The organism is Paucidesulfovibrio longus DSM 6739, from assembly GCF_000420485.1.
In the GTDB taxonomy this organism is placed as follows: domain Bacteria; phylum Desulfobacterota; class Desulfovibrionia; order Desulfovibrionales; family Desulfovibrionaceae; genus Paucidesulfovibrio; species Paucidesulfovibrio longus.
This window is the reverse complement of the sequence record NZ_ATVA01000019.1, coordinates 70,803-92,483: the sequence shown is the minus strand read 5'-3', so window position 1 is coordinate 92,483 and position 21,681 is coordinate 70,803. Positions and strand designations below refer to the sequence as shown.

Below are 21,681 nucleotides of genomic sequence, written 5' to 3'. Positions count from 1 at the left end.
CTGTTCCGGCGTGTTTTCCGCCGGCAAGGATAAATGATGAGCGAAAAGAAAGCCTATGAGCCCTGCATAGCGGTGATCGGCTCCGGCTATTGGGGCAAGAACCTGGTCCGCAACCATCACGCCCTCGGTTCCCTGCGCAGCATCTGCGACAGCAACGAGGCCGTGCTCAAGCTGTTCCAGGAGCAGTACCCCGGCGTGCGGACCTGTTCGTCCCTGACCGACGTGCTCGGCGACGACGCGGTGCGCGGCGTGGTCATCTCCACCCCGGCCCCGTCCCATTTCGACATCGTTCGCGAGGTGCTCCTGGCGGGCAAGCATGTCTACGTGGAAAAGCCGTTCGTGCTCGACGAGGACGAAGGCCGCGAACTGATCGCCCTGGCCCGCGAGAAGGGCCTTTGCCTGATGGTCGGCCACCTGCTGCACTACCATCCCGCCTTCCAGGAACTGAAGCGGCTCGTGCGCGGCGGCGAACTGGGCAAGATCAACTACATCTATTCCAACCGTCTCAACCTGGGGAAAATCCGCCGGGAGGAGAACATCCTCTGGTCCTTCGCCCCCCACGACATCTCCATGATCCTGGCCCTGACCGGGGAGATGCCCGATGCGGTCAAGGCCGAGGGCGGCTCCTGGCTGCACAGCCGCATCGCGGACGTGACCACCACGCATCTCTCGTTCCCGTCCGGGATCAAGGCCCACATCTTCGTCTCCTGGCTGCACCCCTTCAAGGAGCAGCGGCTGGTGGTGGTGGGCGAGAAGCAGATGGCCGTGTTCGACGACACCCTGCCCTGGGCCGAGAAGCTCCAGCTCTATCCGCACTGCATCGACTGGAAGGACAACGTGCCCACGCCGTGCAAGGCCAACCCCGTGCGGGTCGATCTGCCGGAATCCGAGCCGTTGCGCCGGGAGTGCGAGCACTTTCTGGAGTGCATCCGCGAGAACAAGCGCCCCGTCACCGACGGCGAGGAGGGCCTGCGCGTGCTCGAGGTGCTCAACCGCGCCCAGCGCAGCCTCGAACTTCAGCCGGAGGCCGACAGGCTCCTGGCCGCGCCCGCCGCGCCCAAGCCGGCTGCCCCGGCCAAGCCGGACGGCGGCTACTTCGCGCATCAGACCGCCGAGGTGGACGAAGGCGTGGAAATCGGCAAGGGCACGCGCATCTGGCATTTTTCCCACATCATCAAGGGCTCGCGCATCGGCGAACGCTGCAATGTGGGGCAAAACGTGGTCATCGGCCCGGACGTGGTCGTGGGCGACGGCTGCAAAATCCAGAACAACGTCTCGGTCTATCCGGGCGTGACCCTGGAGGACGAGGTCTTCTGCGGGCCGAGCATGGTCTTCACCAACGTCTTCAATCCCCGCTCGCATATTCCCCGCAAGAACGAGATCCGCTCGACCCTGGTGCGCAAGGGCGCGACCCTGGGCGCGAACTCGACCATCGTCTGCGGCATCACCATCGGGCGCTACGCCTTTGTGGGCGCCGGGGCCGTGGTCACCCGCGACGTGCCCGCCCATGCCCTGCTCATGGGCAACCCGGCGCGGCGCACGGGCTGGATGTGCTCCTGCGGCGAGAAATTGCCGGAAAGCCTGCGCTGCGGCGTCTGCGGAACCGTATATCGCAAGGACGAGGACGGCCTGAGCCCGCTTTCCTGACAGGAGTTCGTACCTCGCCCGCAAACGAGGCGAATCGCATGCTGCAAGCCCCGGATCTCTTGATCCGGGGCTTTTTTGTTTCGCGCGATGCAGTGCCGGAAGCCATCCAATCAACATTCCCGATGCAGTCGCGCAACGCAAGTGGAATACATGATCCTTATGTTATGTATGGATTTTACATAGACCTGGAGTGTTGTTTCTGGCAATCTGACTCGGAGTATTGGACTTGATTCAACAGGAGGGAGAATGAAATCATTTCGGTTTATCGCGCCTGCGCTGGGCGCAATGCTGCTCTGTTGCGGGTTGCTTTTGCCAAGCCCCGCAGGAGCAGAGAGTTTTTTTGCCTTCACCGTGTCCGAAACGGACTGGTTGCCGGTCTATGGTGAAGGCTCTACGGCCAAGGCGGCCGAAAAAGCGGCCATACGCGCCTGCGGCGGTTCGCAGACCTGCATCGATCAGGTCGAAAGCGCAGCCACGCCCATCTGCTTCGCCATTGCGGATTCGCCGGACTGGCTCGGCTGGGCCAGCAGGCCGGACTACTCGGAAGCCATTGACGTGGCCCTGAAGGAATGCCGCGACCAGAGCAGCAACTGCCGGATCATCAGCCTGGAGTGTCGTCGATGAAGAGCAAGCACCTTTTCCTCTGCATGCTGAGCCTGTGTCTGCTCGCAGTCGCGGCTTCGTCCTGTCTGGCCGGGGAGTATCTGTCCGGAACGGTTTCCAACGAAAATTGGATGGCATACTACGGCAGGGGGCAGACCAAGAATGAGGCGATCAGTGCGGCTGTGCGCGCCTGCGGCGGCACGGACTTCTGCCGCCAGGAGGCCGAGGTCGTGGAATCGGGCCAGTGCATCGCTCTGGTGGACTCGCAGGAGTCCGTGTCCGTGGCCTGGGGGCCGGAACCCAAGGCCGTGGTGCGCGACGCCATGAAGCGCTGCACCGACGCGGGACACGCGGATTGCCACTTCGTGTCCATGGAGTGCGCGCGGTAATAACTCGCGGGCATCCTCGTCAAAAAAACGCCCCGTCGGGATTTCCCGGCGGGGCGTTGTCATTCATGGTCGGCGGTTCGTCAGTTCTTGTCCTCGTCCTCGGAACACCCGGCCTGTCCGGAAGCTTTTGATTTTCCCGCCCTCCGTTCGGCCCGCCTGCGCTGCTTGGCTTCTTCCTCGTCGCGCAGGGCTCGGCGCAGCACCTTGCCGACCATGGTCTTGGGCAGATCGTCGCGAAACTCCACCTGCCGGGGCACCTTGTAATGGGCGAGCTTTTCCCGGCAGTAGGCCATGACCTCGGACTTGTCCATTTCCTCGCCGTCGTGCAGGACGATGTAGACCTTCACGATTTCTCCGCGCGTCTCGGAGCGGATGCCCACGGCCACGGCTTCCTTGATCTTGGGATGCTGGTAGAGCACCTCGTCGATCTCGCGCGGGTAGATGTTGAACCCTGCGGAAATGATCAAGTCCTTGCGGCGGTCCACGATGTAGAAGTAGCCGTCGTCGTCCATGGTGGCGATGTCGCCCGTGTAGAGCCAGCCGTTGCGCAAGACGTCCGCGGTGTCGTCGGGCCGGTTGTAGTAGCCCTTCATGACCTGCGGGCCGCGCAGCACCAGCTCGCCCATTTTGCCGTGGTGCAGCTCCTCGCCGCCCACGACCATGTCCACGATCTTGGCCTCGGTATTGGGAAAGGGCAGGCCGATGGAGCCGTTCTTGCGAACGCCCACAAAGGGGTTCAGGTGCGTGATGGGCGAGGCTTCGGTCAGGCCGTAGCCCTCGATGATCTCGGCTCCGGTAACGGCCTTGAACTGTTCGATGTACTCCACGGGCATGGGCGCGGAGCCGGAAATGCAATACTTGATGGAGCGCAGGTTGTATTTCTTGAGGTCTTTCTGCTGAAGCAGGGAGACATAGATGGACGGCGCGCCTGGAAAGATGGTCGGCTTTTTCTTGTGAATGGCCTTGAGCAGCTCCTTGGGCACGTAGCGCGGAAAGATGTACACGGTGGAGCCGAGGATGGTGGGCACGTTCAGGCAGACGGTCAGGCCGTAGATGTGAAAGAACGGCGGCACCGCGAGAAAGCTTTCGCCCTTTTCCTGGCTGAGCTTGTGGAGCTGCGCGCGGCATTGCTGCATGTTCGCCGAGAGGTTGTCGTGGGTGATCATGCAGCCCTTGGGCACGCCCGTGGTCCCGCCCGTGTACTGGAGCAGGGCGAGATCCACGGCGGGGTTGATGCCCCGGCAGGTGAAGCTGCCGCGTCCGGCGAGCATGGACTTGTAGGAGAAGATCGTCTTGTCGTCGTAGGGGATCGTGGGCAGCTTGCCCTCGCGCTTGGTCTTCAGGCGGTAGAGCATGTTCAGCGGAAAGCGCAGACAGTCCGAAAGGCTGGTCACGCAGAACTTCTCGATGGGAATGTCCTTGCGCAGCTTTTCGATTTTGGGCCAGAGCAGGTCGAGCATGATCAGGAACTTGGCGCCGGAATCGTTGAATTGATGAACGATTTCCGTTTCCATGTAGAGCGGGTTGGACATGACCACAACGCCGCCCGCCCGCAGGATGCCCCAGTAGGCGACCACCGCCATGGGCGAGTTGGGCAGCATCACCGCGACGCGGTCGCCGGGGCGCACGCCCTGGCCGCGCAGGTTGGCGGCGAAGACTTTCGTCAACTTGGCCAGCTTGGCGTAGCTGAGCTTGTAGTTGTGGAAGACGAGGGCTGTCCGCTTGGGAAAACGTTGCGCCGTCTGGTCGAGAAATTCAAACAGGGGTCTGGACTCGTAGTCGAGGTGGTAGGGCACGTTGGGGTCGTAGCTTTTGAGCCAGGGGTGTTCCATTTCCGCCATCTGAATTGCTCCTGAAAAACAGCGTTAGTGACGGCGGAGGATATAAGAGCGGACCGTTTCGGTCAACTTGCGCCGTCGGACTGGGCAAGTTCTGCCTGGAACGAAAGTTGATAGGGCTACCCTAAAGAGATTTCCTTTCCTGTCCGATCATTCAATTGGTGAATGATGGCTCGGGGGATGCGACCGCAACTTGCCGGTTGCATTGACAGTATGTAGGACCGGGGATAGAAAAGTGGGCATATCCTGGGTTCTCTTGCTGGACACGGAAGGCCGCTGATGCACATTCTTGCCCCTGATCGCTTAATGACTGAATGAATATGCTGATTTCGCACGGAAAATATCTCAAGCCGAGCAAAGAGACCCGGGTGCTGGCCATCCTGGATTCCCTGGCTTCGGACAGCGGCATGTCCCAGTATGAACTGGGAAAGCGGCTGCGCCTGAGCGGCGCCATGGTCAACCAGTACCTGCGCAGCCTCCAGGAGCAGGAGCTGGTCCGCTTCGTCCCGCTGAACGGCAAGAGCTACCGCTACGAGCTTACCGAAAAGGGCAGCGCCCGCAGGGAGCGGATGTTCGCGGACTATTCCAGCGAAACCATCCGGATTTACACCGCGGTCAAACGGTTCGTGCAGGAAAAGCTCTCCGCCCTGGAAAAGAAGAACCTGGAGCGGCTGATTCTCTTCGGCGCCTCCGAAACCTGCGAGGTGGTGCTCTCCGCGCTCATCGGCAGCAAATTTCAGATCCTGGCCCTGCTGGACAACGATCCCGGCAAGCAGGGCCGCAGCTTTCACGGCCACGTCATCAGCCACCCTCTTGTCCTGGAGCAATTCGATTGCGACGCCGTGGTGATTACGTCTTTTGGGAAGCAGCACGAGATCTTCGAGCAACTTCTGCCCCTTTCCGAGCGAAAGGGTTTCGTCATCGTGAGAATCTGAGATGCAGAACAGCAATCCGACGGTACGGCTTCGTAGCGGAAGAACCATCGGCGCAGGCCATCCCTGCTTCGTGGTCGCGGAAATCGGCAACAATCATCAAGGCGAACTGGAAGTGGCCCTGCGCATGGTCGAGGAGGCCGCTGCCGCGGGCGCGGACGCCGTCAAGTTCCAGAAGCGCAACACCGAGGCGCTCTTGACCCGCGCCGGGCGCGAGGCTCCCTACACCGGACCGAACAGCTTCGGCCCGACCTACGGCCAGCACCGCGACGCGCTGGAGCTTTCCGCGGACGATCTCGCCGCGCTGAAGAAGCGCGCCGAGTCCCTCGGCCTGGTCTTCTTCGCTTCGGCCTGGGACCAGCCCAGCCTGGACGAAATGATCGGCCTTGAACCGGAGCTGCTCAAGATCAGCTCCGCCGAACTCGTCAACCTGCCCCTGGTGCGCAAGATGGCCGCGTCCCGGATTCCGCTGATCGTGTCCACGGGCATGAGTTCCATCGCGGACATCCAGGCTGCCCTGGACGAGATCCGGCAGGTGCACGACGACGTGGTGCTGCTGCACTGCAACAGCCGCTATCCCTGCCCGGAAGAACAGATCGGCCTGCCCGTCATGCAGGCGCTGCGCGAGACGTTCGACCTGCCCGTGGGCTACTCCGGCCATGAGCGCGGCATGGGGCCGAGCGTGGCTTCCGTGGCTCTGGGCGCGTGCGTGGTGGAGCGCCACTTCACCCTGGACAAGTCCATGCGCGGCACGGACCACCAGGTTTCCCTCACTCCGGGCGAGCTGGCCCTGATGGTGGCCATGATCCGCGAGGTGGAGAAGGCCGTGCTCATCAAGGGCAAGACCGTGTTTCCCGAGGAGCAGGCCGCGGCAAAGAAGCTGCGCAAGAGCATTGTTTTCGCCCGCGACCTGCCGGCCGGGCATGTCCTGGCCGAGGCGGACCTGACCACCAAGTGCCCCGGCGACGGCGTTTCCCCGGTGCACTGGGACGAGGTGCTGGGATCGGCCCTGAGCGTGGCCGTGCAGCACGAGCAGCAACTGCGCTGGGAACTGCTGGCTGCGCGTTGCGAGCCGAGCGTCAGGACCGCTTCCGGCTCCTAGCCGTATTTTCCTTTCTTTCCCGGGCGGCGGCCGCGCGACTCCCGCGCACTATGGCCGCCGTCCTCGCTTCGTTCCTGCCCCGCCGCAAGATCGCTCTTGATCGGATTGCCCCCTTTCCATCTCTGCTTTCGTCGTATACAAGAAGATGGATGGAGGTGTGCGCATGAGCGGCAGTCACGAGATTCTTCTGGAAACCGGCACCAACGAGCTCGAGGTGCTGGAATTTTTCGTCGACCACCAGGTCGAGGAAGGCAGGGAACCTGTTCGCAGCCGCTTCGGCGTGAACGTCGCCAAGGTCATGGAAGTGGTGGAGGCTCCCAAAGGGCTGGAGCCGGAAGGCATGGACCGCCACCCCGCGCTCATGGGCACCATCGCCCTGCGCGACATGGCTTTGCCCGTGGTGGACCTGGGCCGCTGGCTCGACCTGCGGCGCGCCCCCGCCGCCAACGAAAACATCATCGTGACGCGCTTCAACAACGAGGTCACGGGCTTTCTGGTCACCGGGGTCATTCAGATCCACCGCGTGAACTGGAAGGACATCCAGCCGCCGGGAAGGGTCATGTCCAACATGCCCGGCAACTGCATCACCGGCTCCATTTCCATCGGCGAGAATTTCGTGCTCCTGCTCGACCTGGAACGCGCCTTGGCCGAGCTGGACGAGTCGGGAAAGCTCGAAGACGATTCCACGTCCGCGGACAAGGGCGGCGAGGGCCGCAGCGTGCTGCTCGCGGACGACTCCACTTCGGTGCGCGCCCTGCTCACGCAGCGTTTCGACAAGGCCGGATTCGAGGTCCACGCCGCCATGGACGGCCAGGAAGCCTGGGACGCGCTGGACGCCATGCGCCAGGAGGCCCGCAGCCAGGGCAAGAAGATCACCGACATGCTCGACGTGGTCGTCACGGACGTGGAAATGCCGCGCATGGACGGCTACACCCTGACCCGGCGCATCAAGGACGACCCGGAACTCTCCCGGCTGCCCGTGGTGCTCTTCTCCTCGCTCATCGCCGGAGACGTGGCCCACAAGGGCGACGCCGTGCGCGCCGATCTTCAGGTGACCAAGCCGGACTTCAATTCGCTGACCAGCAAGGTGATCGACCTGATCGATTCGCGGGCCTGAGAGCGCGCCCGCAGGGGCGCAACCCATCATAAAGAGCAAGCTCCCGTACGTTTTTCGCGCGGGAGCTTTTTTCGCGTTCAGGCGTTCGTGTGCGGCAGCGGCGTCAGCCGAGCAGGAACGACCCCGCCAGGGCGGAAAAGGAATTGCAGATCAGCGAGGCGGCCAGGGCGCCTTTGGGATTCATGCGCAAAAGGCCCATGAGCAGGGCGGCCTCCGCGATCACGGCGAAGCCTTCGCCCACGGCCAGGGATTGCAGGTGCGGCAGTTCCAGGGCCGGGAGCAGAAACCAGACGTAGGGCAGCGTCAGGCTCGTGCAGGCCAGGGCCGCCGCCAGGATTTTCCAGGTCGGCAGGGTCCGGGCGTCCGCGTGGAACAGCCAGCGCAGCGCGGCCAGCAGCGCGCCCGCTTCCAGGAGTACGGTCAGGACCAGGGCCTGAAGAAAATGCACCTCATACGTCATTTGATTTCCTTTGCGTCAGAGGGAATTACAGTCGGCGTAGCCATTCCGGCTTGAGCGTCACGTCGCCCGCCAGGGCGGCGTCGATGCGTGCCAGAGCTTCGTTTTTGCCCTTGGGCAGCCGGACCCGCAGCGGCAGTCTGTTCGAGGCGTGGTCCGAGAGGAACAAGCCCCGGCTCAAATCCGTGGCCGCCAGCATTTCGCGCAGCTCCAGCAGGGCCTCGCGCGCGGTCAGTTCCCGAAAGCGCCCGGCTTCGGCCTCGGCGTGCAGCGGGGTGCCGGGAATGAGCATCAGCGTCAACGCGGCGGCCTGATCCGGGTCCATGGCCGAAAGCGCCTCGCCCGTGGCGCGCGCGTGCGCGAGGCTGCCGTCCGGTCCGGCCAGTCCCAGCAGCACGGTCACGCTCAGCTTCATGCCCGCCTCGCGCAGCCGCCGTCCCTGGGCCACGATGAAGGCCGCGTCGCCGTGCTTACGGACCTTGCGGAGCGTCTCGTCGCGGCCGGACTCCAGACCCATGTAGGCCATGGCCAGGCCGTGCTCCCGCAGCTCGCGCAGTTCCTCGTCGCTTTTCATGCGCGCGGCCTTGGCGTTGGCGTAGCTGCCGATGCGGGTCAGCCAGGGCAGGTGCGCGCGGATTTCATCCAGCAGCGCCACCAGCCGTTTCTGCGGAATGATCAGGGCGTCGCCGTCGCAGAGAAACAACCTGCGCTGGTCCTGGAAATGCGCGGCGGCGTAGCGGATGTCCCGCGAGATGGTTTCCGGGGATTTGATGGAGAAGCGCTTGCCGTCGTATGCGCCGCAAAACGTGCACTTGCCGTGCGAGCAGCCCGTGGTGACCTGAAGCAGGATGGATTCCGCCTCGCTGGGCGGGCGGATGATGCGTCCTTGATAGTCCATGCCCTTGTCTGCCCCAGATACGCATTCCCCGCAAGGGGCGGATCATCCGTGAATTTCCTCCTATAATCGTATGAAATTATGCCATTTTATATTTATTATGCCTAAAGATTCATATGTCGACGACCGATAAGAAACGTGGTGGGGCAGTATTAAACCGAGCGGAGTCGGAGCATGGCTCTTTCAAGCATCAATTCGGGTAATTCCGGGATCATGGCGCAAGCCAGAATGAATGTCCGTGGACGCGGACAGGACGTCGCGGCTGAAGCGGCCGTTTCCGGGAACGCCGTCTCCACAACCGGGATGAAGGCCGGTTCGCTTTCCGAGCCGGCTCCCGCCCCCGCATCCGCTCTGCAGACCGCCGCACCCGCTTCGAACATGATGGCCGACTTCTTCGTCAAGAACACCATGCAGCAATCGAAGTACATCAAGGCCACGCTCGACGGCTTGGATTTGGCCTCGCAGATGCGCGAGCAGCTCAAGGCCGATTCCTTCACCCTGCTTGACGCGGCAGGAGGTCTCTTTGGTGCTCCGAGCAGCGGTTTCGGCAGTGAATACACCGATGCCGTCCTGAATCAGCATGCCGTGAACAAGCTGGCAAGGGACGACAAGGAAAAGGAAACCCTGAAGGCTTCCGAACGGAACCTCGAAGAAACGCGCGACGATATTGACCAAGCTGCGGAAGAAGCCACGCAGGGCAAGACGGGCACGGACGCCGCCGAAGCCGGGAGCAGCACCCCGAAGGACGGCACGAACTCCGAAGCGGCTGACGCTGCGAGCGCGGAGGGTGCGACCGGGGAGGGGGCGGACTCCGCAGGAAAGGCTGAAGAATCCGAAGCGGTTGCGGCTCCGGCAGATGCGCTTCTCAAGGGATCGGAGAACGGCACCGGCGATACCGTGGTGGAGGCTGTGGAGCGATTCCAGACGGCGAACATCGTGCAGCAGGCCGCGTCCGTGGGCGAGGCCTCGCAGGAGCCCGCCGCGGCCCAGGCGGCGGCAGCGGTCTCGGCGCAGGGCGCATCGAGCGGAGTCGCTTCGTTTCTCGGTTCCCAGGTGGACATGCTCGTGTAGAGCTGGACGGGCGGGACCGATAGTTGGCCGATGACGGCGGGGATTGCATCTCCGCCGTTTTGCGTTGTTGCGGGTTATGCCGTTTCCAGCAAGGCCGTGTGTCCCTGATCCAAGTTTTGCTGCGCGCCGAAGGGGAAAGCGGGAAACGTCCGTGCGTCCGGGAAAGCAACAACGGCGGGCAATCTGCGCTGAAATCTGCGCTGAAACGACTTGCGGCGGGGGGAGACGCACACGCATCTCCCCCCGCCGCTTGGCGGGGCCTGAAGGCCACGGCCCTTAGGGCCGCAGAAGGCCTGTTGTTTTCTTATTGCCCCAGCAGCTCGTTGACCTTCTTCATGACCGCGAAGGCGTCCGCGACATAGAGCACGTCGGCCTTGCCGTGGGCCCAGCCGCAGCCCGCGTCGAGGTTCACGGCGCGGCGTTCGTTGATGAAGCGCCAGCCGACCACGTGCGGTTCCTCGCCGTGGCAGCAGGTGGCGAGGCCTTTGGGGTGGCGCGGGGTGGCGCCGGTCTGGCCGACCTGGTGCAGGTGCGTCAGGAAGTTCAGCACGTCGTGCCCCTCGGAGCCGAGGTCCACCAGGGACTTGGAGCTGCCCAGGGAGCCTTTGGTCTTGTCCAGGAATCCGAGGATCAGCTCGCCGGCCTCCTTGACGTGGGGCTGGCCGTCGGCCTGCTTCTTGGTCCAGCCCGCGCCGGCCACGAGCAGCAGCTTGGCGTCCGGGCGGATGGTCTGGGCGTCGGCGGCAGGGGTTTTCAGGCCCGTGACCGTGGTCCGGGTCAGCCCGTCCAGGGGCACGTCCACGGCCTGGACCACGGCGGGACCGGCGCAGTCCGCGGGCGCGAAGCAGCCGGAGGAAAGGGTCAGCGCCCAGGGGCCGGAAAAGGTGGCGGGATCGCGTTCCACCTGGCCGAACATGCGCTGGCGGTAGTACCAGCGGGTGGGCAGGGGCTTGCCGTCCTTGGCGTCCAGGGCGGTGAGGTTGGTGTCGATGCGGCCGCCCAGGCGGTAGGCTGCGCCGGGCAGGCAGCGGGACAGGCGCGGGGTGGCCGGGCCGACCACGATTGCCGCCTTGGCGGCGGTGCAGAGCGCGGCGCAGGCCGCGGCGTCCGTGGCGTAGCGCGACGGGCCGAAGGCCTCGCCGCCGACGCCGAAAAACGCCTCTGCGCCGCAAGCGCCGATGCTGTCCGCAGCGGCCTTCACGTCCGCGCCGAAGAGTCCCACGCTGAAGGGCGCGCCCAATTCCACGGCCAGGGACTTGACCGCGGTCAGGGTTTCCAGGGCGGCCTTGGGCAGCGCGCCGTTCTCGTCGGTATGTGCGATGAAGAGTATGCTCATGTCGTCTCCCTAGGCCTTGATCCAGTCCACGAGTTCGCGGGCGATGTCGTCCACGGGCATGTCCTTGACGATGCGGGTCTCGCGGACGACCTGCGGCACGGAAACGCCCTGGACCTTGAAGCCGGTGCCGGGCTGCGCGGGCTTGGCCTGTTGCAGCGCGGGCATGATCGACTTCATGTTCATCATGCCCACCTGGGGGTTGTTGGGCGGTTCGGGCAGCTCGCCCGTGGCCCAGCCGAACGCGGCGGGCGCGCCTTCGACCTTGGAGGCCAGCCAGGCGCCGCCGTCCACGCGCTCCAGCACCTCGATGCCGTCGTCCGTGACCGTGAGCTTATCGACTCCCTGGAACTGGTCCACGATGCCGAGGCGCTCGGCCACCATCTGGATGGTGGAGCCGGACCCGCGCGAAGCGGACTGCCAGCCGCCGAAGAGCAGCAGCTTGCCCTTGTCCAGGTCGGCGATGTTCTCGATGGCCTGGGCCAGGGACTCGGCCACGGCGAAGCTGTCCGTGAAGCCGGAGGCCGGGCCGTCCACGGCCACGAACTGGAACGGGGCCTTCTGGGCCACGGCCATCATGACCTGCTGGAGTTTGGCCTTGGGGCCGAGGCTGACCAGCCAGACCTTGCAGTCGGGGAGCTTCCTGGCGAGGTTCGCGGCCTCGAACAGGGCGTGCCCGGCCCAGGGGTCCAGGACCGCGGGCAGCATCATTTCGTTCTTCAGGGCAGGGCCTTGCGGACCGTCCATGGGCGTGAGCGTCTGGAGCGGGTCCGGCACGATGCTGCCGCAGACTACGATGTGATAACTCATTGCTTCTCCTTTAATTCTCGGCCGAATGCAGGCCGCCGGAACCGGCATGGAATTCCACGTTGGTCTGTTCCGGGTCGTTCTTGTGCGCCTGGGTGCAGTTCCACATGCAGGCTCCGCAGTGCACGCACTTCTCGCGGTCGAAAAGCGGCACGGGGCCGTCGGGATTCACGGTGATGGCCTGCCCGGAACAGACCTCGGCGCAGATGTTGGTTTTGCAGCGTTCGCAGGCGGCCGGGTCGGCGAAGCGGACGTGGTCCGCGAAGCCGGGGTTGGCCTGGACCTTGCCGCCCATGAGCAGGGCGTCCTGATGGGAGACGAGGAGCCGGCCGTCGTAGGGAATGGCGGGCCAGCCCGCGCGGTCCATGAGCGCGTCGTGCAGGGTGCGGCCCTGGGCCTTGCATTCCTGGCGCAGCCGGGCGATCTCCTCGGCGGGGACAAGGCCCCGGAAGTAGGATTCCGGCGAGGAGAGCCGCTCGTAGACGCGCTTTTGCGGGCCGGAGAGGTTCAGGGCGCCCTTGGTCAGGCCGGAGAGGGCCATGCCCACGAGGCCCGTGAGCATTCCCTTCTGGAATCCGTCGCGGGCCTTTTCGGCCTGGCGGGACTCCTCGTCGAGCCAGGAGGCCCGGCGGCGGGCCACATAGGCCACTTCGAGATTCTCGCGGGTGAAGTCGCGGCCCTGGCGGAGCAGGTCGATGACCGCCTCGCCGAGCTGCACGCCCGAGGTCCAGGCCTCGTCCACGCCGGAGCCGGTGAGCACGTTGGTGGTGCCGGAGCCTTCGCCGATGCGCGCCCAGCCGTCGCCCGCGAGGAACGGTTCGCCGCGTCTGCCCGCTTCCTGGATGGACTTGGCTCCCCAGGAACGCAGGGTGCCGCCCTTGAGGTGCTTCCAGAGGTAGGGGTGCTGCATCCAGTGCTGGAGGTAGCGGTAGGCGGTGCGCACCGGAGAGTCGAACCAGGAGGGCACGAAAATGCCCAGGGAGGCGACGTTGCCGGGGTAGACGTAGAGGAATCCGAAAATTTCAGGCTCCGGGAAGCCCAGGGTGTGCAGGACCGTGCCTTCCTTGAGCGCGCAGCCTTCGGGCAGGTCCACGACCATCTTCATGCCCACGGCCCATTCGCGCTGGTGGTTGCCCTCGGGCAGGCCGAAGTGCTGGTCCAGCCCGCGTCCGACAGGGCCGACCGGACCGTCGCCGACCACGGTCAGCCGGGCCTTCACGTCCATGCCGGGCATGTACGCGCCTTCTGGGGCGCCGTCCTTGGCCACGCCCTGGTCCACGAGGCGCACGCCCGCGACCCTGCCGCCCTCGATGAGGGCCTTTTCCACGGGCATTCCCGGCCAGATCTGGGCCATGCCGGAGCCCATGATCTCGTTGCCCGTCCAGGAGAGGAACTGGCCCATGGAGAGGATCATGCCGGGCTTTTTTTCGAGGAAGGGCGGAATCCAGGGCAGCTCGGCCGCGTGCTCGCGCTTGAAGGCGGAGAGCAGGGCCTCGAAGCATTTCATGCCCGTGGATTTGCGGCTCGCGCCGATGTGGTCGAAGAGGTAGACGACCTTTTCCTCGCGCACCTCGCAGGCCATGGGAATCCGGGAGAGGTCCAGGTCCGGAAAGCTGGCGCGGATGCCGCGTCCCTTGGTGACGATGCCGGACACGCCGAAGCCGATGTCGTCGGCGCGCTCGTAGCAGAGCACCTGGGGCGGCATGCCGGGCATGGCCTGCGAATCGGCGATGGGAGTGCCGTCCTCGTTCATCAGGGCGGGGGCCAGGGTGGCCAGGAATCCGGCCGTGGCCGGGCCATAGCCCACGCAGACGATGTCCGCGTCCATGGATTGCCGCAGTTCGTCGGGATTGAATTCGGGCGTCTGGTCGCTCATGCGCGTGCTCCGGCGGTTGTGTCGCGGCTCCCGCACGGACGTTTGCGCCGTGCGGGAGCCGCTGGATAACCAATTGATCCGACTACATGGGGTAGTCGAGCGCCTCGGGGATCATGACCTGGGTCAGGGCCTCGCCCGCGCGGTCCTTGGCCAGGCGCGCTCCGGCGAGGTTGGCGTCGATTTCCGCGCGCAGGGCGGCAAAGGCGGAGGTGTCCGCCTGGGCGCCGTAGCCGTAGACCAGCTCGGCCAGGATGCGCCCGGCCTCGCCCGCGGCGCGCGCGGCCTGGACAAAGGCGAGGTCGGTGTAGAAGCCGACCAGTCCTTCCAGGCCCTCGGCCACGGTGGGGTTCATGGGGCCGTTCTCGATGAGGGCGTCCACGTCGTCGAAGAGCGAGGCCGCGGCCACGAGCCAGCAGAGCGCGTCGGCCAGGGGGAAGGTCACGCCCTGGCGCTTGCGGTGCAGGAGCTTCTTGCCTTCGGCGTCCTTGGCGGCGTCGAGGAATTCGTATGCCCAGAGCCAGGCGCGGATGGCCGCGTCCAGGGCGGCGGCGCCGGGCCGGTCCGAGGCGTCGAGCTTGTCGGCCCACTTGCCCAGCACGGCCAGGAACACGGGATTGCCCATGGTCACGGTCAGGTGCATGCGCTGCACGGCTTCGGGGCCTTCGTAGGTGGCCTCCAGCTGGGAGTCGGCCCATTTGTACATCAGGAAGCCGGGGCAGTCCTCGGTGATGCCGTAGCCGCCCATGAGGCTGATGGCCTCGCGCAGGGTGTTCGCGCCGGAGCCGGTGTTCCAGACCTTGGTGGCCGGGATGGTCACGCCGAGCACGGCGTCGAGGTAGGAGAAGCGCACCAGGGTGTCGGCCTCCAGCTCGTCCAGGCGGGCCTGGTTCGCGGCCTTGTCCGCCGGATCGGCGAAGAGCAGGTCCACGTATTCCAGCGTTTCGGCCTGCTTCTTCTTGAGGGCGGCCATCTGCTTGCGCGGTCCGGTGCAGCCCTGCTCCTCGAGCAGCGCTTCCTTCCGCTTTTCAACGGGGTCGAAGGCATCGGCCATGCGCGCCGCGCCGAAGCCCAGGGAGGCGCCGGCCTCGCCCATGGCCCAGATGTCCACGAGGCGCTGCTGGGCGTCTTCCTTCTGTTGCAGGCCCATTTCGAACTTGGGGCTGCCCGGGCCGGAGGCGTCGCCGCCGCGGAAGCGGCTGCGCTGGTAGCGGATGACCGGCTCCACGGCGGAGAGCAGCTTGGCCGTGGTCATCAGTCCCACGGGGATGCGCGTGCGGTGGAAGACCGCGCCGATGATTTCGGAGTGGGAATATTTCGGGACGATCACGCCGTCCTTGATTTCGTAGCCGCCGATGATCCTGCTGGCCGGAACCTTCACCGTGATGATGGGGTCGCGGGTGGAGGAAAGCTGGTGGCACATCTTCAGAGTGGGCGCGCCCCGGTCGAAGCTGCCGGGATCGTCCGCCTGGAGGGTGATCATGCAGGAGCCCTGGATGCGCTCGTCCGCGCTGTCCACTGCGGCGGTGACGAAGTGGGCGAAGTCCATGTTGGTGATGAAGCGGCCGCGTTTTTCCACGTGGAGCATGGGCTCCGCGCCGTCCTTCCATTCGTCCACGCGGACCTTGCCCACCAGCACGCCGGTGTCCACGCCCACATAGGGCAGCGGCTCGGTCAGGGCGAACGCGCCGCGCCAGATTTCGCGGTCCTCGCCGGGCTGCGGCGGGGTGGCCCGGTGCATGTAGAAGTCGCGCTGTTCGCGGGTGCCTTTTTCATGGATGGGGGCGAGGGCGAGGTTGCTGGCCAGGGAGCAGGTGGCGGAGCCGCCGTCCACCCAGGAAAGCTCGAAGGCGACCAGGGCCAGGGCCAGGTTTTTCGGCCCCTCGATGAAGCCGCCCTGATGCGGGTCCATGAACAGGGAGGTCAGGCCGGACTGGTCAAAGGCTTCCAGAAGCTGGGCCTTGTGCTCGGTCCATTCGTGGGTGTGGCGCGCTCCCTCGGCCACGAGGGTGGCCACGGTGCCGCGCGCGATCTGGCGCGCGGACTGCACGACCATTTGCAGGTCGAAGCGGTCGGAGAATCGCCACATGATCTGGCGAACGTCGTCGCCGGGCAGGGTGCTGAGGGTGTACATGGGTCGTTCCTGGTCTCGATGGGTTTTGTGAATGGATACAGGGGTCGATCTGACGCATGAGGATAGGGCAAAGCGCAGAACGAGTCAAAAAAATTATCCCCTGCGAAACATCGGGATGTTCTTGTCCGCTCTTGATTTAGGTTGCCTTTGGGGGCGGGCGCCGCAAAGCGGGCGGGCGCTCACTCTGTATCCGAACCGGTGCAATGTGGGTATCCTGTTTTTCGGAGGTGAGCAAGATGCGCAAACGCTGTTTCTGGGTGCCGGAAGGCAAAGATTACTATGTACGGTACCATGACGGGGAGTGGGGCGTGCCGCTGCGCGACGACCGCGCCCTTTTCGAGCTGCTGATTCTGGAAAGCGCCCAGGCGGGACTCTCCTGGGACACGATCCTGAAAAAGCGCGAAGGCTACCGCGCCGCCTTTGCCGGGTTCGACCCGCGGGCCGTGGCCGAGTTCGGGCCGGGGGACGAGGAGCGGCTCATGGCCGACGCGGGCATCGTGCGCAACAGGGCCAAGATCAAGGCCGCCATCGGGAACGCGCGCGTGTTTCTGGACATCGCAGCCGCGCGCGGCTCGTTCGCGGAATATCTCTGGGACTTCGTGGACGGCGTGCCCGTGCAAAACGCCTGGAAGGGGCGCGAGGGCATTCCCGCGAGCACGCCCGTATCCGACGCGCTGGCCAAAGACCTCAAAAGGCGGGGCATGCGCTTCGTGGGCAGCACGACCATGTATGCGTTCATGCAGTCCGCCGGACTGGTCAACGACCACACCGTGGACTGCTTCCGCTGGGCCGAGCTTTCCGGTCCCGCCTGAGCGCCGGGCGCAATTTCGGCCTAATTTGAAAAAATACCAAAAACTGCTTGACGGCCAGGGTCGATTACTTTAGTTCTCTCTTCCTCGCGTGGGCTCGTGGCTCAGTGGATAGAGCATTCGGCTACGAACCGAAAGGTCGCAGGTTCGAATCCTGCCGAGCCCACCATCTCCGAGAATATGGCCGTTCCGAAAGGGACGGCCTTTTCGCTTTTGGGGCCAGCTCCCCTGCGGTTCCGATTCATCCTGCCTTGGCCTGCCTGTCTTTTTCAATCCGTCCGGCGATGGCGGGGCTGCGTTGCGCCATGCCTTGCCTGCGCCTGTCCGGCAGGCTCCTTCCCGTCTTGCAGCAGCGCAGTGTGCGCATGCGTGTTTTGATCTCTTGTTTTTGTTTGCCATTCTATATCACCAGTAAAGTCTGGACTGTTTTCCCGGTTTGCCAATGCTGCAATACGTTGTTGGCATGTTGCTTCGGAAGTGCTAACAACGATTTTGGCTCGACGATTCTTTAGGGCTGGCCTTGCGTATTGCTTGCTTTTCCTGTGGAGCACGGTGTGGCGTTCGAGAAAACCTGCAACGACATTAAGAAAGATGTTGAACCCATTGCCGGGCATGATATCTTTCTGCACGCGCCCATAGGCATTTTCACCTCCACTCCCGAAGGCCGATATTTGGCGGCCAACCCCGCTTTGGCTGCAATTTTCGGGTACGAATCTCCGGAAGCTCTGCTCGCCGGGGTCTCCGACATCGCCTCGCAAACCTACGCGGACCCGGAAGACAGGGCGCGCGCAATGCTCCTCCTGGAACGCGACGGGGAAATCGTCAACTACGAATGCCGGCGGCTGCGGCGCGACGGAACCGTGATCTGGGTTTCCATGAACGTGCGGGCCGTGCGGGACGCCGACGGCAAGACCTTGCAGCACCAGGGCTTCACCACGGACATCACCGAGCGCAAGCGCTCCGAGGAGGCCCTGCGCCAGAGCGAGGAGCGCAGCCGGCTGCTTTCGGACCTGACCATGGAGGGCATCGTCGTCCACCGCAAGGGCGTCTCCATCGACATGAACGAAGCCATGGCCAGAATGCTGAATTCCACTCGTGCGGACCTGCTCGAAACCAATTTCCTGGACAACATCCACCCGGACGACCTCGCGCTCGTGCATGAAAACATGGCCAAGGCAAAGGCTTCCCCCTATGAGATCCGCATGGTCCGCAAGGGGGGGGACGTGTTTTTCGCGGAAATCGAGGCGTACGACTTTCCCATGCACGGGGAAACATGGCGGGTGGCGGCCGTGCGCGACATCACCGAGCGCAAGCGCTCCGAGGAGGCCCTGCGGGCCAGCGAGACCCGGCTGCAAAATCTTTTCGAGAGCATGCCCAACGGATATTACCGCTCCACGCCCCAAGGCCGTTTCGTGGAGGTGAATCCGGCATATGTGAGAATGCTGGGCTACGAGAGCAAGGAAGAGCTGCTTCAGCTGAATATTTCCAGGGACGTCTACGTTCGGCCCGAAGAGCGCGGCGCCTACCTCCGCGCCAACAGAAACAGCGAGTTTCTGGAGTTGAGCCACTCGGAATACTATCGGCTGCGCACCAAGGACGGGCGGATCATCCATGTGGAAGACCAGGCGCGCTACATCCGGAACGAGCGCGGCGAGGTGATTTTTCACGAGGGAATCTGCCGGGACATCACCGAGCGCAAGCGGGCGGAGGAGGCCCTGCGGGCCAGCGAGCTCAAGCTGCGGATCATTTTCGAAAACTCCCCCCTGGGCATGGTCTACTTCGACAAGTCCGGCACCATCGTGGAATGCAACGAGAAGTTCGTGGAGCTGATGGGGTCGTCCAGAGAGAAGCTCATCGGCTTCAACACCGCCAGCCAAAGCACGCCCAAGATGCGCGAGGCCATCGCCAAAGCCCTGAACGGCGAGCCTGCCGTGTATGAGGACAGCTATACCTCGGTGACGGGCGGCAGGACGCTGAGCCTGCGCGTCGTCTTCAACCCCGTGCGTCTCGGCTCGGAGAACACCGAGGTCATCGCCACGCTGGAGGACATTTCCGAGCGCAAGGTGGCGGAGGAGCGGCTCAAGGAAAGCGAGCTGCGCTTCAAGGCCCTGCACAACGCTTCCTTCGGCGGCATCTGCATCCACGACAAGGGAGTGATCCTCGACTGCAACCAGGGCCTTTCGGACATCACGGGCTACACGGTCGAAGAGCTCATCGGCATGGACGGTCTGCTGCTCACTGCGGAACGGTTCAGGGCCGAAGCCATGGACAAGATCCTCTCCGGATACGAGAAGCCGTACGAAGTGACGGCGGTGCGCAAGAACGGCGAGGAGTATCCCGCACGCCTGGAGGCGAGGTGCATTCCGTACAAGGGGCGGCAGGTCCGGGTGGTGGAGTTTCGGGACATCACCCAGCGCAAGCAGACCGAGGAAGCCCTGCGCGCCGCCAAGGAGGCGGCGGAAGCGGCCAACCGGACCAAATCCATGTTCCTGGCCAACATGAGCCACGAGCTGCGCACGCCGCTCAACGGCATCCAGGGCATGATCCAGCTGATGCAGGGCACGGAGCTGAGCCGCGAGCAGCAGGAATACGCGGCCCTGGCCGTGGAATCCACCAAGCGGCTGACCTGCCTGCTCAGCGACATTCTGGACATCTCGCGCATCGAGGCCGGCAGGATGCCGATTTTACGGGAGCCGTTCGATTTCGAAGAGGCGCTGCTGTCCCTGCGTCAGATCTTCCAGCCCAGCGCCCGCCAGCTCGGCAACAAACTCGAATTCCACATCTCCCCGGAAATACCGAAATTGCTGGCCGGGGATTCGCTCCGGCTCCAGCAGGTGGTCAGCAACCTGGTGGGAAACGCCCTGAAGTTCACCCGGAACGGGAGCGTCACGCTGGAAGCCTACCCCCTGCCTTCCTCCGACCCGGATGCGTGCAGGGTCTTGTTCAACGTGACGGACACGGGCTCGGGCATTCCGGACGACAAACAGGCCGGGCTGTTCGAGCCGTTCACCCAGGTGGACGAAGGCACGACCCGGTCCTGCCAGGGCGCGGGACTCGGCCTGCACATCTGCAAGCGGCTGCTGGAGCTCATGGGCGGACACATTACCCTGGACAGCGAGCTGGGGCGCGGCACCTCCGTCTATTTCTGCGTCACGTTCGGCAAGCTGCCGCCTCTTGCCGCGACCGAGCCGCCTGCCGACGACGAAGCCGCGGAAGAGGCCGCTTCGCCCTGCAACATCCTCCTGGCCGAGGATTGCCCGGTCAACCAGCTGGCCGTGCGGCGCTTCCTTGAAAAGCAGGGGCATCGGGTCACGGCGGTGGACAACGGACTGAGGGCCATCGAAGCCCTGGCCGACGACCATTTCGACATCGTGTTCATGGACATTCAGATGCCGATCATGAACGGCATCAAGGCCACCCGCGCCATCCGCAACGGTCTGGCCGGAAAGGACCGCAGCGGCGTTCCCGTGGTGGCCCTGACCGCCTACGCCATGGTCGGGGACCGCGAGCGCTTCCTGGAGGCGGGCATGGACGACTATCTGGCCAAGCCCGTGGACATGAAGGCGCTCGGAAGAATGGTCCGAAAGATGCTCCGCAAGCAGAAGCTCCGCAAGCACTGAGCCGCTGCGGCTCCCCCGCACGAATCTCCCGCGCTGATCTCCCGCGCCGATCTCCCGCACGGATATCCTGTGCGGATGCGATCGCGTGATGATCCGATCATCAGGGGTTGATCAGGCGGGGCGGACTTGCTGGGCTTAGCTGTCTTGATGAGATTCGCAACGCCTTTCCCGCCGGAGGCATCCTGCCTCCGGCCCGTGAAAGGCTTTGGAAAGGGGGCGCGGGGGAAGAACCTTTCGCAGAAAGGTTTTCCCCCGCATTTGCATTTCAGTTATTCGAAGGCCCGGATCACGTCGTGGGCCAGGGCGTCCAGAGCATTGGATTCCGGCAGGCCCAGGACGGACGCGGAGGCGAACTGCCGCGCCACCAGGCCGGGCAGCACCGGGACCGAGGCGAGCAGCCGGGGCAGGCCGGGCAGGGCGGGCGGCTCGGCGCCGGAGTCGTGGCGGTTGAGCACGAGGCCCTGGCGGGGCAGGCCCATTTCCGTGGCCAGCCGCCCGACCTCGGCCGCGGTCTGGAGCCCGCGCAGGCTCGGCTCGCTGACCACCACCAGCCCGTCCACCGAGGCCACGGTGCCGCGTCCGAGGTGCTCCACGCCCGCCTCCAGGTCCACGAGCACCCATTCGTCCCGCTCCAGAACCACGTGGTGCAGCAGGGCCTTGAGCAGGGCGTTGGCCGCGCAGGCGCAGCCGCCTCCGGCCCCGGCCACGGTGCCCATGACGAGCAGGCGCTTGCGTCCGGGCGTGACGCCCTTCGGCGCGGGGCCGCCCAGGGGCACGTCCACGGCGAGCTGTTCGGGCAGGTCGCCCACTTCGGGATTGAGATTCATGAACCCGGCGCCGATGCGCTCCTGCACGAGATCTTCGCGCAGGACCAGGGGCACGGGCAGGTCGGCCGCGGCGAGACCGGAGGCCTGGCCCAGGGAGAGGGCCGTGTCCGCGTCCACCATCCAGACGTTTTTGCCCCGGCGGGCGAGATAATCGGCGATCCAGGCCGTGAGCGAGGTCTTGCCCACGCCGCCTTTGCCTGCGAATGCGAGCTTCATGGAAACCTCCG

The 21,681-nt window shown here is 64.7% G+C and carries 17 protein-coding genes and 1 tRNA gene; 10 read left to right on the top strand and 8 right to left on the bottom strand.

Going from position 1 to position 21,681, the window contains the following annotated elements:
• Positions 1–36: 36 nt before the first annotated feature.
• From G452_RS21915 to G452_RS0116995, 3 genes are all read left to right on the top strand, one after another.
• The gene (locus G452_RS21915; RefSeq protein ID WP_022663470.1) at positions 37–1,647 is read left to right on the top strand and encodes a Gfo/Idh/MocA family oxidoreductase; all 1,611 of its coding nucleotides are present in this window, start codon (positions 37–39) and stop codon (positions 1,645–1,647) included.
• Positions 1,648–1,893: 246 nt separating this feature from the next.
• Positions 1,894–2,271: a DUF4189 domain-containing protein gene (locus G452_RS0117000; protein WP_081650681.1), complete on the top strand. Its 378-nt coding sequence runs from the start codon at positions 1,894–1,896 to the stop codon at positions 2,269–2,271.
• Positions 2,268–2,639: a DUF4189 domain-containing protein gene (locus G452_RS0116995; RefSeq protein WP_022663468.1), complete on the top strand. Its 372-nt coding sequence runs from the start codon at positions 2,268–2,270 to the stop codon at positions 2,637–2,639. The genes G452_RS0117000 and G452_RS0116995 overlap by 4 nt, the downstream gene beginning before the upstream one ends.
• A gap of 80 nt (positions 2,640–2,719) precedes the next feature.
• Here G452_RS0116995 and G452_RS0116990 read toward each other — a convergent pair whose 3' ends face one another.
• Entirely contained in the window at positions 2,720–4,480 is a 1,761-nt protein-coding gene (locus tag G452_RS0116990; RefSeq protein WP_022663467.1) for a long-chain-fatty-acid--CoA ligase, read from the bottom strand.
• 317 nt (positions 4,481–4,797) lie between these two features.
• Here G452_RS0116990 and G452_RS0116985 point away from each other — a divergent pair, with 317 nt between their 5' ends.
• From G452_RS0116985 to G452_RS0116975, 3 genes are all read left to right on the top strand, one after another.
• Complete coding sequence (locus G452_RS0116985) at positions 4,798–5,412, top strand: winged helix-turn-helix transcriptional regulator (RefSeq protein WP_022663466.1); 615 nt, start codon at positions 4,798–4,800, stop codon at positions 5,410–5,412.
• Position 5,413: 1 nt separating this feature from the next.
• Positions 5,414–6,511 (top strand): N-acetylneuraminate synthase family protein, encoded by a 1,098-nt coding sequence (locus tag G452_RS0116980; RefSeq protein ID WP_022663465.1) that lies wholly within the window; start codon positions 5,414–5,416, stop codon positions 6,509–6,511.
• A 163-nt stretch (positions 6,512–6,674) separates the two neighbouring features.
• Complete coding sequence (locus tag G452_RS0116975) at positions 6,675–7,628, top strand: chemotaxis protein (RefSeq protein ID WP_022663464.1); 954 nt, start codon at positions 6,675–6,677, stop codon at positions 7,626–7,628.
• Between the two features lie 103 nt (positions 7,629–7,731).
• On the opposite strand, the gene G452_RS0116970 is transcribed toward G452_RS0116975, so the two are convergent.
• On the bottom strand, positions 7,732–8,088 hold the full coding sequence (locus tag G452_RS0116970; protein ID WP_022663463.1) for a hypothetical protein: 357 nt from the start codon (positions 8,086–8,088) through the stop codon (positions 7,732–7,734).
• A gap of 25 nt (positions 8,089–8,113) precedes the next feature.
• A complete protein-coding gene (locus tag G452_RS0116965; RefSeq protein WP_022663462.1) occupies positions 8,114–8,983 on the bottom strand; it encodes a B12-binding domain-containing radical SAM protein in 870 nt (289 codons plus the stop codon).
• 171 nt (positions 8,984–9,154) lie between these two features.
• Here G452_RS0116965 and G452_RS20920 point away from each other — a divergent pair, with 171 nt between their 5' ends.
• Positions 9,155–10,051, top strand: coding sequence for a hypothetical protein (locus tag G452_RS20920; RefSeq protein ID WP_022663461.1), 897 nt, complete (start codon positions 9,155–9,157; stop codon positions 10,049–10,051).
• Positions 10,052–10,355: 304 nt separating this feature from the next.
• Here the strand turns inward: G452_RS20920 and G452_RS0116955 are convergent, their stop codons facing one another.
• From G452_RS0116955 to G452_RS0116940, 4 genes are all read right to left on the bottom strand, one after another.
• Positions 10,356–11,387 (bottom strand): electron transfer flavoprotein subunit alpha/FixB family protein, encoded by a 1,032-nt coding sequence (locus G452_RS0116955; RefSeq protein ID WP_022663460.1) that lies wholly within the window; start codon positions 11,385–11,387, stop codon positions 10,356–10,358.
• A 9-nt stretch (positions 11,388–11,396) separates the two neighbouring features.
• The gene (locus tag G452_RS0116950) at positions 11,397–12,194 is read right to left on the bottom strand and encodes an electron transfer flavoprotein subunit beta/FixA family protein (protein WP_022663459.1); all 798 of its coding nucleotides are present in this window, start codon (positions 12,192–12,194) and stop codon (positions 11,397–11,399) included.
• A 10-nt stretch (positions 12,195–12,204) separates the two neighbouring features.
• On the bottom strand, positions 12,205–14,067 hold the full coding sequence (locus tag G452_RS0116945; RefSeq protein ID WP_022663458.1) for a 4Fe-4S ferredoxin: 1,863 nt from the start codon (positions 14,065–14,067) through the stop codon (positions 12,205–12,207).
• Between the two features lie 82 nt (positions 14,068–14,149).
• Positions 14,150–16,198 (bottom strand): acyl-CoA dehydrogenase family protein, encoded by a 2,049-nt coding sequence (locus G452_RS0116940; protein WP_022663457.1) that lies wholly within the window; start codon positions 16,196–16,198, stop codon positions 14,150–14,152.
• 236 nt (positions 16,199–16,434) lie between these two features.
• Here G452_RS0116940 and G452_RS0116935 point away from each other — a divergent pair, with 236 nt between their 5' ends.
• The 3 genes from G452_RS0116935 to G452_RS20915 all read left to right on the top strand — a co-directional run bounded on the left by G452_RS0116935 (position 16,435) and on the right by G452_RS20915 (position 20,627).
• On the top strand, positions 16,435–17,010 hold the full coding sequence (locus G452_RS0116935; protein WP_022663456.1) for a DNA-3-methyladenine glycosylase I: 576 nt from the start codon (positions 16,435–16,437) through the stop codon (positions 17,008–17,010).
• 90 nt (positions 17,011–17,100) lie between these two features.
• Positions 17,101–17,176: transfer RNA gene (locus G452_RS0116930), tRNA-Arg, on the top strand.
• Between the two features lie 385 nt (positions 17,177–17,561).
• The gene (locus G452_RS20915; protein ID WP_022663455.1) at positions 17,562–20,627 is read left to right on the top strand and encodes a PAS domain S-box protein; all 3,066 of its coding nucleotides are present in this window, start codon (positions 17,562–17,564) and stop codon (positions 20,625–20,627) included.
• Positions 20,628–20,896: 269 nt separating this feature from the next.
• Here the strand turns inward: G452_RS20915 and G452_RS0116920 are convergent, their stop codons facing one another.
• A complete protein-coding gene (locus tag G452_RS0116920; protein ID WP_022663454.1) occupies positions 20,897–21,670 on the bottom strand; it encodes an ATP-binding protein in 774 nt (257 codons plus the stop codon).
• Between the last annotated feature and the right edge of the window lie 11 nt (positions 21,671–21,681).

Coding starts and splice junctions, on each gene's coding strand:
- G452_RS21915 (WP_022663470.1), top strand. CDS start 37: ATGAGCGAAAAGAAAGCCTATGAGCCCTGCATAGCGGTGATCGGCTCC.
- G452_RS0117000 (WP_081650681.1), top strand. CDS start 1,894: ATGAAATCATTTCGGTTTATCGCGCCTGCGCTGGGCGCAATGCTGCTC.
- G452_RS0116995 (WP_022663468.1), top strand. CDS start 2,268: ATGAAGAGCAAGCACCTTTTCCTCTGCATGCTGAGCCTGTGTCTGCTC.
- G452_RS0116990 (WP_022663467.1), bottom strand. CDS start 4,480: ATGGCGGAAATGGAACACCCCTGGCTCAAAAGCTACGACCCCAACGTG.
- G452_RS0116985 (WP_022663466.1), top strand. CDS start 4,798: ATGCTGATTTCGCACGGAAAATATCTCAAGCCGAGCAAAGAGACCCGG.
- G452_RS0116980 (WP_022663465.1), top strand. CDS start 5,414: ATGCAGAACAGCAATCCGACGGTACGGCTTCGTAGCGGAAGAACCATC.
- G452_RS0116975 (WP_022663464.1), top strand. CDS start 6,675: ATGAGCGGCAGTCACGAGATTCTTCTGGAAACCGGCACCAACGAGCTC.
- G452_RS0116970 (WP_022663463.1), bottom strand. CDS start 8,088: ATGACGTATGAGGTGCATTTTCTTCAGGCCCTGGTCCTGACCGTACTC.
- G452_RS0116965 (WP_022663462.1), bottom strand. CDS start 8,983: ATGGACTATCAAGGACGCATCATCCGCCCGCCCAGCGAGGCGGAATCC.
- G452_RS20920 (WP_022663461.1), top strand. CDS start 9,155: ATGGCTCTTTCAAGCATCAATTCGGGTAATTCCGGGATCATGGCGCAA.
- G452_RS0116955 (WP_022663460.1), bottom strand. CDS start 11,387: ATGAGCATACTCTTCATCGCACATACCGACGAGAACGGCGCGCTGCCC.
- G452_RS0116950 (WP_022663459.1), bottom strand. CDS start 12,194: ATGAGTTATCACATCGTAGTCTGCGGCAGCATCGTGCCGGACCCGCTC.
- G452_RS0116945 (WP_022663458.1), bottom strand. CDS start 14,067: ATGAGCGACCAGACGCCCGAATTCAATCCCGACGAACTGCGGCAATCC.
- G452_RS0116940 (WP_022663457.1), bottom strand. CDS start 16,198: ATGTACACCCTCAGCACCCTGCCCGGCGACGACGTTCGCCAGATCATG.
- G452_RS0116935 (WP_022663456.1), top strand. CDS start 16,435: ATGCGCAAACGCTGTTTCTGGGTGCCGGAAGGCAAAGATTACTATGTA.
- G452_RS0116920 (WP_022663454.1), bottom strand. CDS start 21,670: ATGAAGCTCGCATTCGCAGGCAAAGGCGGCGTGGGCAAGACCTCGCTC.